The organism is Aquamicrobium sp., from assembly GCF_023954335.1.
GTDB lineage: Bacteria > Pseudomonadota > Alphaproteobacteria > Rhizobiales > Rhizobiaceae > Aerobium.
Window position 1 is genome coordinate 993,810 of record NZ_JAMLIE010000001.1, and the last position, 12,093, is coordinate 1,005,902.

Annotated in this window: 11 protein-coding genes; 6 read left to right on the top strand and 5 right to left on the bottom strand. The window is 69.6% G+C overall.

The window, feature by feature from the left end:
• Positions 1-12: 12 nt before the first annotated feature.
• From M9945_RS04885 to M9945_RS04900, 4 genes are all read right to left on the bottom strand, one after another.
• A complete protein-coding gene (locus M9945_RS04885) occupies positions 13-504 on the bottom strand; it encodes a GNAT family N-acetyltransferase (protein WP_367943639.1) in 492 nt (163 codons plus the stop codon).
• On the bottom strand, positions 501-1,136 hold the full coding sequence (tsaB, locus tag M9945_RS04890; protein ID WP_367943640.1) for a tRNA (adenosine(37)-N6)-threonylcarbamoyltransferase complex dimerization subunit type 1 TsaB: 636 nt from the start codon (positions 1,134-1,136) through the stop codon (positions 501-503). Before tsaB ends, M9945_RS04885 begins: the two co-directional genes overlap by 4 nt.
• A gap of 17 nt (positions 1,137-1,153) precedes the next feature.
• A complete protein-coding gene (locus M9945_RS04895) occupies positions 1,154-3,331 on the bottom strand; it encodes a malate synthase G (protein ID WP_367943641.1) in 2,178 nt (725 codons plus the stop codon).
• Between the two features lie 179 nt (positions 3,332-3,510).
• The gene (locus M9945_RS04900) at positions 3,511-5,541 is read right to left on the bottom strand and encodes a hydantoinase/oxoprolinase N-terminal domain-containing protein (RefSeq protein ID WP_367943642.1); all 2,031 of its coding nucleotides are present in this window, start codon (positions 5,539-5,541) and stop codon (positions 3,511-3,513) included.
• 90 nt (positions 5,542-5,631) lie between these two features.
• Between M9945_RS04900 and miaB the strand changes: the two genes are divergently transcribed.
• From miaB to M9945_RS04925, 5 genes are all read left to right on the top strand, one after another.
• On the top strand, positions 5,632-7,026 hold the full coding sequence (gene miaB / locus M9945_RS04905) for a tRNA (N6-isopentenyl adenosine(37)-C2)-methylthiotransferase MiaB (protein WP_367944763.1): 1,395 nt from the start codon (positions 5,632-5,634) through the stop codon (positions 7,024-7,026).
• 80 nt (positions 7,027-7,106) lie between these two features.
• Positions 7,107-8,105, top strand: a complete 999-nt coding sequence (locus M9945_RS04910) for a PhoH family protein (protein WP_367944764.1) — start codon at positions 7,107-7,109, stop codon at positions 8,103-8,105.
• Complete coding sequence (gene ybeY, locus M9945_RS04915) at positions 8,105-8,572, top strand: rRNA maturation RNase YbeY (RefSeq protein WP_367929229.1); 468 nt, start codon at positions 8,105-8,107, stop codon at positions 8,570-8,572. Before M9945_RS04910 ends, ybeY begins: the two co-directional genes overlap by 1 nt.
• A 29-nt stretch (positions 8,573-8,601) precedes the next feature.
• On the top strand, positions 8,602-9,702 hold the full coding sequence (locus M9945_RS04920; protein WP_367943643.1) for a hemolysin family protein: 1,101 nt from the start codon (positions 8,602-8,604) through the stop codon (positions 9,700-9,702).
• A 112-nt stretch (positions 9,703-9,814) separates the two neighbouring features.
• A complete protein-coding gene (locus M9945_RS04925; protein ID WP_367929227.1) occupies positions 9,815-10,261 on the top strand; it encodes a universal stress protein in 447 nt (148 codons plus the stop codon).
• 55 nt (positions 10,262-10,316) lie between these two features.
• On the opposite strand, the gene M9945_RS04930 is transcribed toward M9945_RS04925, so the two are convergent.
• Entirely contained in the window at positions 10,317-10,853 is a 537-nt protein-coding gene (locus tag M9945_RS04930) for an SH3 domain-containing protein (protein WP_367943644.1), read from the bottom strand.
• A 183-nt stretch (positions 10,854-11,036) separates the two neighbouring features.
• Between M9945_RS04930 and M9945_RS04935 the strand changes: the two genes are divergently transcribed.
• Positions 11,037-12,038 (top strand): 2-hydroxyacid dehydrogenase, encoded by a 1,002-nt coding sequence (locus tag M9945_RS04935; RefSeq protein ID WP_367943645.1) that lies wholly within the window; start codon positions 11,037-11,039, stop codon positions 12,036-12,038.
• The last annotated feature ends 55 nt before the right edge of the window (positions 12,039-12,093 follow it).

Sequence of the window (12,093 nt, forward strand, 5' to 3'; positions counted from 1 at the left end):
CTGCAAAATGCTCTAGCGCAGGTCGCGGCGCATGACGAGCGCGGCGGTCTTCGCCGCGCCGGGCTTGTCGTAATAGGCGGGGCGGCGGGCGACTTCCTCGAAGCCGAGCCGGCGGTAGAGCACGATGGCCGGCAGGTTGGTCTCGTCGACCTCGAGGAACAGCGCCTCGGCGCGCTCGCCGTGGAGGTGCCGCAGCACCGCCTCCATCAGCTCGCGGCCGATCCCGTGCCGGCGCCATGCCCGTGCCACGGCGATGGTGAGGATCTCGCCCTCGCCGGCAGCGAGCCGGGCGAGCACGAAGCCGGCCGGCGCTTCCGCCCGGTGGCCGACCCGCCACGCGCCGAAGCCGAACACCGCCTGCTGCGACAGAAGCGTCTCGAACTCGCCGCCCGACCACGGGCGGACGAAATCCTCGCGGTGGATGGCGGGAAGGAGCCTCGCATCGTTCTCGCTCAACCGCTCTACCGCGAACTCGGTGGCGCGCGAGAGGAAGGGTATCTTCACGGCAACGCCTTTCGCGGCAGGGCGAAGCCCTCCTGCGGCTTGGCGTCGGCCTCGCGCAGGTAAAGCGGCTTCGGCTTCGCGGGCGGCGCGCCCGCCGCCAGCTTCTCCGCGCCGCACCGTGCATAAATGGCGATGTCCGCCGTCTTTCCCGCAGCGAGCAAGATATCTCTCCTGTCGCGGATCAGCGTGTCCGCCGCCGCCAGTGCAAGCGCGGCGGGGCCGAAAGTCAATTCGCCGGCGGCGGAAAATGCGGCGACATAGGCTTGTCCGCGTCCGGCCTCGATCCGCGCCAGAGCGGGGCGGCCGGGGCTCTCCTCCCGCGCCTGCCGCGCCAGCGCCTCCAGCGTGGTGACGCCGACGGCCGGAACGCCGAGCGCCAGCGCCAGCCCGCGCGCGGCGGCGACGCCGACGCGCACCCCGGTGAACGAGCCCGGCCCGACCGCGACGACGATCGCGCCGAGATCGGCATAGGTCGAACCGGCCTTCGCCAGCGCCTCGTCGATCACCGCCATCAGGCGCTCGGCGTGGCCCTTGCCCAGCTCGAGGGTGCAGCGTCCGCGCTCGCCCGCCTCCGTGTCCCACACGCAGGCGGCGCACAGATCGGCAGCGGTGTCGATCGCCAGCAGGCGCACGTTTTTGCCAGCCTCCGTCAGCCCGCCCGGTCGCGCGCCTTCAGCTCCAGCCGGCGGGCGTGCAGCACCGGTTCGGTGTAGCCGGAGGGCTGCTCGCGGCCCTTGAAGACGAGGTCGAGCGCGGCCTGGAAGGCGACGGATTTTTCGAAGTCGGGAGCCATCGGCCGGTAGAGCGGATCGCCCGCGTTCTGCCGGTCGACCACCGCCGCCATCTCCTTCATCACCTCCATCACCTCGTCCTTCGTGACGACGCCGTGATGCAGCCAGTTGGCGAGGTGCTGCGAGGAGATGCGCAGCGTCGCGCGGTCCTCCATCAGGCCGACATCGTTGATGTCCGGCACCTTGGAGCAGCCGACGCCTTGGTCGATCCAGCGCACGACATAGCCGAGGATGCCCTGCGCGTTGTTGCGGATTTCCTGGCGCTTGTCCGCGTCCGGCCAGTTCGGCCGCGTTGCCACCGGCACCGAGAGGATGTCGGCGAGCTTCGCCCGCGGCCGGTTCTTGAATCCCTCCTGCACGGCATGGACGTCGACGCGGTGGTAATGCGTGGCGTGCAGCGTCGCCGCCGTCGGCGAGGGTACCCAGGCGGTGTTCGCGCCGGCCTTGGGATGGGCGATCTTCTGCTCCAGCATCGCCGCCATCAGGTCGGGCATCGCCCACATGCCCTTGCCGATCTGGGCGCGGCCGGCGAGGCCGCATTCGAGGCCGATGTCGACGTTCCACTGCTCGTATGCGGAAATCCACGCCGCCTGCTTCATGTCGCCCTTGCGGATCATCGGGCCGGCTTCCATCGAGGTGTGGATCTCGTCGCCGGTGCGGTCGAGGAAGCCGGTGTTGATGAACACCACCCGGTTCTTCGCCGCGCGGATCGCTTCCTTGAGGTTGACCGTGGTGCGGCGCTCCTCGTCCATGATGCCCATCTTGATCGTCGCCGGCGCCATGCCGAGCACGGCCTCGACGCGGCCGAACAGCTCGGCGGCGAAGGCGACCTCGTCCGGTCCGTGCATCTTGGGCTTGACCACATACATCGAGCCGGCGCGGGAATTGGCGCGCCTTCCGTTTTTGCCGATGTCGTGCAGCGCGATCAGCGCCGTCACCGCCGCGTCCATGATCCCCTCGGGGATTTCCGTGCCGTCCTTGAGCAGGATCGCCGGGTTGGTCATCAGGTGGCCGACATTGCGCACCAGCATCAGCGAGCGGCCGGGAAGCGTCAGCTTCGAGCCATCAGCGGCCGTGTAGTCGCGGTCGGGGCTGAGCGTGCGGGTGAAGGTCTTGCCGTCCTTGTCGATCCGCTCCTCGAGGTCGCCCTTCATCAGGCCGAGCCAGTTGCGGTAGGCCGCGACCTTGTCCTCGGCGTCGACGGCCGCGATCGAATCCTCGAGGTCCTGGATGGTCGACAACGCCGATTCAAGGATCACGTCGGCGATGCCGGCCTTGTCGGTCCTGCCGATGGGGTGGTCGCGGTCGATGACGATCTCGACGTGGAGGCCGTTCTTTTTCAGGAGCACCGACGAGGGAGCCGAGGGTTCGCCGCGATAACCGGCGAGCTGCGCCCCGTCGAGCGGCCCGGTGATCTCGCCGTTCTCCAGCGTGACCGCGAGCCGGCCCATGGCGACGTCGAAGCCGGTGACGTCCGCCCAGCTCGCCCGGTCGAGCGGCACGCTGTCGTCGAGGAAGGCCTTCGCCCAGGCGATGACCCTGTCGCCCCGCGCCGGGTTGTAGCCCTTGCCCTTCTCCGCGCCGCCGTCCTCCGGGATGGCGTCGGTGCCGTAGAGCGCGTCGTAGAGCGAGCCCCAGCGCGCATTGGCGGCGTTGAGCGCATAGCGCGCGTTCATCACCGGCACGACGAGCTGCGGGCCCGCGACATGGGCGATCTCGCCGTCGACCTCGCCGGTGGTGACGGAGAAGGCCGGGCCTTCCGGCAAGAGGTAGCCGATCTCCCGCAGGAACGCCTCGTAGACGCCAAGGTCGGACGGCGCGCCGTTCCGGCGGTGCCAGTCGTTGATCTTTTCCTGCAACTCGTCGCGGCGGGCGAGCAGCGCCTTGTTCTTCGGCGCGAGGTCGTGGGCGATGGTCGAAAGCCCGCTCCAGAAGGCGGCCTTGTCCACGCCCGTGCCCGGCAGGGCTTCGTCGTTGACGAAGTCGTACAGCGCGCGCGCGACCTGAAGACCGTCGATCTCAACCCTCTGCGTCATTCCTCGCTCCTTCACGTCAATGGCCACCGACACCGGATGTCGACATGCCTTCACCATGCGGGGGCGCCAAGGTCAATCCGCCGAATGGCTGAAACTGTTCAACGCGGCCGCCGGCAATCCGCTTCCGGGGCGGCGGACGTCCGGATAGATCCGGGCTGCCGCTCCGACTGCAGAATGCTCTAGCGGGCGATCCGCGGCCGGCCGCTGGCGCTCGCGGTGACGATGGCCTCGACGAAGGCGCGCTCGCCGTCGATGTCGGCCGCGCGGATGTCGCGCGCAACGGCGACCTCCACCGTGTCGGCTCCGGCCTCGGCCGCGCGCGTCGCCGCCGCCGCGCGCGCCAGCCGCTCCGCCTCGTCGAGCGCCGCCTCCTCGCTGGCGAAATCGGCGATGCCGTCGGCCGAGGCGAGGCGGTAGAGGCCCGGCTGCGGCTGGGACACCTGCACTTCAGCCGTCACCCGCACCTGCCCGACCACCGCGCCGAGCGCGTTGGCGACGTCGGTGTCCTGCGGCACCACGCACGCGTTGCCGACGAGGCCGGACAGTGCCGCGTAGTGCAGCGGCGCCGACGCGCCGAGGCCGATCACCGGCCGGTCGAGGCCGATGGAAAGCCGTGCGATGCCGCCCGCGCCGTCGAGCGCGCGCTGGACCAGCCGGTGGGCGACGGTCGGCGCGCCCTCCATCCCGTCCTCGACCAGCGCCGTTTCCAGGATCGCCTCGGCCGAGCGCCGGGTGACGGCGTCGAGGACGCGGGCGCTGATCTCCTCGGCGTCGGGCGCGATCGGGTTGCCGGCCCCATCGCGCCGGCGGCCGAACAGCGTGGCGCCGAGCCGTGCGGCCTCCGCGTTCCAGTTGGTCTGGCGTCCCAGCGCATGGGCGGCGTCCGAGGGCGTGAAGCCGCTGATATGGACGAGGCCGCGCGCCACCAGCCGGTCGAGCGTCACCCCTTGCACGGTCGAGGCGAGCAGTCGGTCAAGCGGCTGCGGCGCGCCGTCGATGGCGGCGTAGAGCCTTTCCTCTGCCGCCGACAGGCCGGCCGCCAGCCGCTCGGGAACGCCGGTGCGCAGGGCGAAGCGGCCGTCGAGCCGGCCGGGGCTGCGTGCCGTCGCCTGCCGTTCGAGCGCCTCGATCACGGTCGCGCCATGGATATGTGCCGCGAGCGACAGCGGCACCAGCCGGCGCGGGCCGAGGACGAGGCGCGGCGCAAGGCCCCCGTCCTCCAGCCGGATCTCGGAATCGCCGCCGAGGCCGAAGGTGCGCATGGCGACCGCCTCGACCATGGTGCGATATGTGCCGACCGTCGCGCCTTCCGGGTCGAGGCGCGGCCGCCCTCCTTCCAGCACGGCGACGTCGGTGGTCGTGCCGCCGATGTCGGAGACGACGGCGCTTTCCAGCCCGGTCAGGTGGCGCGCGCCGACGAGGCTCGCCGCCGGGCCGGACAGGATGGTCTCGATCGGCCGCAGGCGCGCGAAGGCGGCCGAGACCAGCGCGCCGTCGCCGCGCACCACCATCAGCGGGGCGGCGATGCCGCGCCCGGCGAGGAAGCCTTCTGTCGCCGCCACCAGCCGGTCGATCATCGCGATCAGCCGGGCGTTGAGCAGCGTGGTCAGCGCCCGGCGCGGCCCGCCGAGCTTTGCGGACAATTCGTGGCTCATCGTCACCGGCAGGCCGGTCCGATGGCGGATCAGTTCCGCCGCCGCCAGTTCGTGCCCGGGGTTGCGCACCGCGAAATAGGCGCAGACGGCGAAGCCGGACACCGTTGGCCCAAGGCCGGGCAGGGCGTCCTCCAGCGCGGCAAGGTCGAGCCGCGCCGGATTGCCGTGAACGTCGTGGCCGCCGGGCAGGAAGATCACGGGGTCGGTGCCGAGCGCCGCGCGCAGGCGGTCGCGCTCGAGGTCGGCGTCGGAAAAGCCGATCATGACGAGGCAGACGCGCCCGCCCTGTCCCTCGACCAGCGCGTTGGTGGCGAGCGTCGTCGACATCGACACCAGTGCAATGGAGGACGGCGCGGCCGCCGCCTTCTCCAGCACCGCGCCCGCCGCGCCGGCGATGCCGACCGCGAGGTCGTGGCGCGTGGTCAGCGCCTTGGCCTTGGCGACGATCTCGCCACTAGGCCCGCGATCCGGCGCCCACAGCACCGCGTCGGTGTAGGTGCCGCCGGTGTCGATGCCGAGGAAAAGGCCGGGATTTTCTGGTTCACGCCGCGTCATGACAGCGGCTTTAGCCCATCGGGCGGGCATAAGCATCTGTCATTTGTCATGGAAAGGCGCTAGAGGAACGGCCAGAGGACAAAGATGGAACTGAACGACACGATCGCCCGCGACGAGCCCGCCGCCGCGCCCGCTTCTTCCGCCCAGCCGAAGAAGGTCTTCGTCAAGACCTATGGCTGCCAGATGAACGTCTACGATTCGCAGCGCATGGCCGATGCGCTGGCGGCGGATGGCTATACACCGACCGACGCGATCGAGGACGCCGACCTTGTCCTGCTCAACACCTGCCACATCCGCGAGAAGGCGGCCGAGAAGGTCTATTCCGAGCTCGGCCGCATCCGCAAGCTGAAGGCCGAGCGCGGCGAGCGCGGCCGCGAGACCATCGTCGGCGTCGCCGGCTGCGTGGCGCAGGCGGAAGGCGACGAGATCATCCGCCGCGCGCCCGTGGTCGATCTGGTGATCGGGCCGCAGACCTATCACCGCCTGCCGCAAGCGGTGAGGAAGGCGCGTGCCGGCGAGAAGGTGGTCGAGACCGACTACGCCATCGAGGACAAGTTCGAGCGCCTGCCGGCGCTGCGCAGGGCCGAGGTGCGCAGTCGCGGCGTCACCGCGTTCCTGACCGTGCAGGAAGGCTGCGACAAGTTCTGCACCTTCTGCGTCGTGCCCTATACGCGCGGCTCGGAGACCTCGCGCCCGGTGGCGCAGATTCTCGCCGAGGCGCAGCGGCTGGCCGAGGCCGGCGTGCGCGAGGTGACGCTGCTCGGCCAGAACGTCAACGCCTGGCATGGCGAGGGCCCGGACGGCTCCGAATGGGGCCTCGGGCGGCTGCTTTTCCGGCTGGCCGAGGTGCCCGGCATCGCCCGCCTGCGCTACACGACCAGCCACCCGCGCGACATGGACGACGCGCTGATCGCCGCCCATCGCGATCTTCCCGCGCTGATGCCCTATCTCCATCTGCCCGTGCAGGCTGGGTCCGACCGCATCCTGAAAGCCATGAACCGCCGCCATACGGCCGACGATTACCTCAGGCTGATCGGGCGCATCCGCGCGGCCAACCCCGACATCGCCATGTCGGGCGACTTCATCGTCGGCTTCCCCGGCGAGACCGACGCGGATTTCGACGCGACCATGCGCCTCGTGCGCGAGGTCGGGTACGCGCAGGCCTTCTCGTTCAAATATTCGCCGCGCCCGGGAACGCCTGGGGCCGAAATGCCGTTGCATGTCGCGGAGCATGTGAAGGACGAGAGGTTGCAGGCGTTGCAGGCATTGCTCGGCGAGCAGCAGGCCGCGTTCCTGAAAAGCCGCGTCGGCCTGGCCATGGACGTGCTGATCGAGAAGCCCGGCCGCCAGCCCGGCCAGATCGTCGGCCGCTCGCCTTGGCTCCAGCCGGTAATCGTTGATGAAAAGGCCGGGGAAATCGGCGACATTGTCAGGGTGCGAATCACGAAGACCGGCCATGCCAGCCTCTTTTCCGAGCCGGTTTGAGGGAGGGCGACCGTCCTGAGAAGGAGAGACGCTTGAGCGCCGAAACGGACCTGAAGGCCGCCCCTTCCGGGGCATCGGACATGGCGCACATCGTCCTGACCTTCGACAACAACAAGCACGCAAGCGCGCTGTACGGCCAGTTCGACGAGAATCTGGCGCGCATCGAGAAGAAGCTCGGCGTCGACATCCGCCCCAAGGGCAACCAGCTGTCGATCAAGGGCGACCCGACGGCAGCCGAGCAGGCACGCCGCGCGCTCGACCATCTCTACGACCTGCTCCAGAAGGGTCACGATCTGTCGCAGTCCGAGGTCGACGGGGCGATCCGCATGGCGGTGGCGGCCGACGACCAGCTGACCCTGCCGACGCTGGAGCGCAAGGGCAAGGTCGCGGCGGCGCAGATCTCGACGCGCAAGCGCACCATCTACGCCCGCTCCGCCAATCAGGACGCCTACATGCGCGCGCTGGAGCGGGCCGAGCTCGTCTTCGGCACCGGCCCGGCCGGCACCGGCAAGACCTATCTCGCCGTCGCCCACGCGGCGATGCTGCTCGAACGCGGCATGGTCGAGCGCATCGTCCTGTCGCGCCCGGCGGTCGAGGCCGGCGAGCGGCTCGGCTTCCTGCCCGGCGACATGAAGGAGAAGGTCGACCCGTATCTTCGCCCGCTCTACGACGCGCTCTACGACATGATCCCGGCCGACAAGGTCGAACGCGCCATCGCGGCCGAGGTGATCGAGATCGCGCCGCTCGCCTTCATGCGCGGGCGCACGCTGCGCAACGCCGCCATCATCCTCGACGAGGCGCAGAACACCACGCCGATGCAGATGAAGATGTTCCTGACCCGCCTCGGCGAGGGCGGGCGCATGATCGTCACCGGCGACCCCTCGCAGATCGACCTGCCGCCCGGCACCCGCTCCGGCCTCGTCGAGGCGTTGCAGGTGCTCGACGGCGTGCCGGGCATCGTCACCGTGCGCTTCGGCGACGCCGACGTGGTACGCCACCCGCTGGTGGCCGAGATCGTCAAGGCCTACGACCGCCATTCGGTCAGCGTCCCGCCGCGCCGCCGGGACGACGCCTCCTGATGCAGATCGACGTCGCGGTCGAGGCCGGCGCGTGGCCCGGCGAGGAGGCGCTGCTCGCCCTCGCCCGGCGGGCGGTCGACGCGGTCTTCGCCGAGACCGGGCAGGCCGCGCCGGAAGAGGCCGAATTGTCGCTGCTCTTCACCGACGACGCGCATATAAGGGTGCTCAACCGCGACTGGCGGGCTAAGGACAAGCCGACCAACGTCCTCTCCTTCCCGGCCTTCGAGGTCGCGCCGGGCGATCCCGTGCCGCCGATGCTGGGCGACGTCGCGCTCGCCTTCGAGACGGTCCGGTCCGAGGCGGAACTGGAAGACAAGCCCTTCGATCACCATCTTATGCATCTCATCGTGCACGGGGTGCTGCATCTCCTCGGCCACGACCATGAGGAGGACGGGGAGGCGGAGGCCATGGAGGCCCTGGAGCGCGCCATATTGGCGAGGCTTGCCATTCCCGATCCTTACGGGTAACAGAAAAACGGTCCAACGACCTGGAAACGATGAACGAGAACGCACAGACAGCCGCGCTTGCCGAGCAGGGCGGCGAACAGGGCGCCAGTCAGCCAGCTGGCCAATCGGGCGAACCCCAAAGTACGACCGCCGGACGATCCGGCGCCCGTCCGACATTTTTCGAGCGGCTCAAGGCGCGGCTGAAGCCGCGCAACGGCTCGTCCCTGCGCGAGGATCTGGCCGACGCCCTGTCGGACCAGACGGCGGACACGCCGGAATTCTCGGCCGGCGAGCGCGCCATGCTCAACAACATCCTGCGCCTGCGCGAGCTGCGCGTCGAGGACGTGATGGTGCCGCGCGCCGACATCGAGGCCGTCGACCTATCGACCCCGCTCGGCGATCTCCTGACGCTGTTCGAGGAGAGCGGCCGCTCGCGCATGCCGGTCTATCACGAGACGCTCGACGATCCGCGCGGCATGGTCCACATCCGCGACATCGTCGGCTACATCACCCGCGCCGCCAAGCAGAAGCGCGGCCGCGGCGCGAAGAAGCCGGCGCCGGGCGCCGGCCCGCTCGACCTCGCCAACGTCGATCTCGGCAGGGAGGTCGGCGACCTCGGCGTGGTGCGGCCGATCCTGTTCGTGCCGCCGTCGATGCTGGCCTCCGACCTGATGGCGCGCATGCAGGCCGAGCGCCTGCAGATCGCGCTGGTGATCGACGAATATGGCGGCACCGACGGCCTCGTCTCGCTCGAGGACATCGTCGAGATGGTCGTCGGCGACATCGAGGACGAGCACGACGACGACGAGGCGCTCATAACCCGCACGGGCGAGGGCGTGTTCGTGGTCGACGCCAAGGCCGAGATCGATGACGTCGCCGAGGCCATCGGCGAGGGGTTCGCCGCCGGCGAGCATGCCGAGGACGTCGACACGATCGGCGGCATGATCTTCAACACGCTCGGCCGCGTGCCGGTGCGCGGCGAGGTGGTGCGCGCCATTCCCGGCTTCGAGTTCCATGTGCTCGACGCCGATCCGCGCCGGGTCAAGCGCGTGCGCATCGTCGAGGACAAGGGCCCCGAGCGCCGCCGCCGCCCGGTGCGTGAAGGGCAGGCCGAGGCCGTCGAGCGGTCCGCCGGCGACGAGGCGGCCTGATCGTCCGTCTCTCATCCCGCCCGCGAGGGTTTGTCCTAGCGCAAACCGCGGCGCTTGATTTCGTGCTGATATGCTGGATGAATGATGGTGCGCTAGCCGGGAGAGACCGCAAATGTACAAGCATATCCTGATTGCCACGGACGGCTCGGAGCTCGCCGCCAAGGGCGTCAAGCACGGCATGGCTCTTGCCGGTCCTCTCGGTGCCAAGGTGACGGTGCTGACCGTGACCGAGCCTCTTCAGGCCCGCGCCGCCCAGGCGGCCGTCGCCGCCGGCGTGCGCGACCCCGCCGCCCGCTACGACCAGGCCATCGACGAGACGATGAAGGAACGCTTCGCCGCCATCGAAAGCGAGGCGGCGGCCCACGGCGTCAAGGTCGAGCTGGTCCACGAGATCGACGAATACCCGGCCGAGGCCATCGTGCGCTCGGCCAAGCTGCTCGGCTGCGACCTCATCGTCATGTCCTCGCACGGCCGGCGCGGCGCACGGCGGCTCATCCTCGGCAGCCAGACCTCGGAAGTGGTGACGCACACGACCATCCCGGTCCTCGTCATCCGCTGAACAGACAAAGGGGCCGGCATGCCGGCCCCTTTGCTTTCTCCGCCGTGGTGGCGGATCAGTCCTTGTAGGTCTCGCCCGGATAGGCGCCCCAGATCTGCGTCTGGCTCAGCCAGCCCTTGTGGCCGGAGAACTCCATCTCGCACCACTGGCCGTTGCAGCTCCTGATCGTGCCGACGGCGCCCGGCTCCAGCCGCGCGACGATGCGCGAGGTGGTGTCCGGCCCGTCGCGCAGCAGGAGCTCGCTGTCCTTGTGGCGCTGCCATGGCGCGGCGATCGCGGTGCGCCGGCCCGACAGCAGCGACTGGTTGATCCAGCCTTCCGCGCCCTCGGCGTCGCGCACGCGCCGCCAGTTGTCGTATTCCTGGATGATCTCCATCGGCACGCCGGCCTTCATGTAAAGCCATTCGACGGGATAGTTGAGCCCGGGCCCGATGCGCAGGTTGACCTTGCTCGACTTCAGGCTGACGAAGCGCGGCAGCGGCAGGCCGCTCGGGCCGACCGCGGCCGACTGTGCGAGCGAAGGAGAAGCCGTCGGCGCGAGCATGGCCAGCGCGACCCCGAACACGGCGGCAATGGCTGTGCGAGATGACATCTTTCCCAATTCCGTGCGGTCCGTTCATCTGTCGTCCGGGGGCGTTTCCCACGGACCTTTTCCTTTGTCATCGGCAGGGCGGCTTGATACAGAAGGATCGAAGCCCGACCCGGCCGACGCGGTTTCCAAGTGTCGCCGTTCTTGGTTAAAGAGGTCTCAACAGGACCCGGATTCGAGGAAACAATGGCCGGCAGGAAGAAGCCGCTCGTCGTCATCACCCGCAAGCTGCCGGATGCGATCGAGACCCGCATGCGGGAGCTTTTCGATGCGCGGCTCAATGTCGAGGACCGGCCGCTGACCCAGCCCGAGCTGGTGGCGGCGATGCGCGAGGCCGACGTCCTCGTCCCCACCGTCACCGACCGCATCGACGAGGCGGTGATCGCTCAGGCCGGGCCGAACCTCAAGCTGATCGCCAATTTCGGCAACGGCGTCGACAAGATCGACATCGCCGCCGCCACGGCTAGGGGCATCGTCGTCACCAACACGCCGAACGTGCTGACCGAGGACACGGCCGACATGACCATGGCGCTGATGCTCGCCGTGCCGCGCCGGCTGACGGAAGGCGCGGCGCTTCTCAGCGGCGGCGAGAAATGGGCCGGCTGGTCGCCGACATGGATGCTCGGCCGCCGCATCTGGGGCAAGCGCCTCGGCATCGTCGGCATGGGCCGCATCGGCACGGCGGTGGCCCGCCGGGCCAAGGCGTTCGGCCTGTCGATCCACTATCACAACCGCCGCCGCGTCGCGCCCGCCACCGAGGACGAGCTGGAGGCGACCTGGTGGGAGAGCCTCGACCAGATGCTCGCCCGCATGGACATCATCTCGGTCAACTGCCCGTCGACGCCGGCCACCTTCCACCTTCTGTCGGCGCGCCGGCTGGCGCTGCTCCAGCCCACCGCCTATCTCGTCAACACCGCCCGGGGCGACATCATCGACGAGGACGCGCTGGTGAAGATGCTGGAGGGCGGCAAGCTCGCCGGGGCCGGCCTCGACGTGTTCGAGCACGAGCCGGCGGTGAGCCCGAAGCTGCTCAAGCTGGCGGCGAAGGGCAAGGTCGTCATCCTGCCGCATATGGGATCGGCCACCATCGAGGGCCGCATCGACATGGGCGAGAAGGTCATCATCAACATCCGCACCTTCTTCGACGGGCACCGTCCCCCCGACCGGGTCCTTCCGCTGCGCGCCTGAGAAAATCCCGTCCGTTTGATCGCGATCAGGGACCGGACACCCGCGCTTGTGCAAG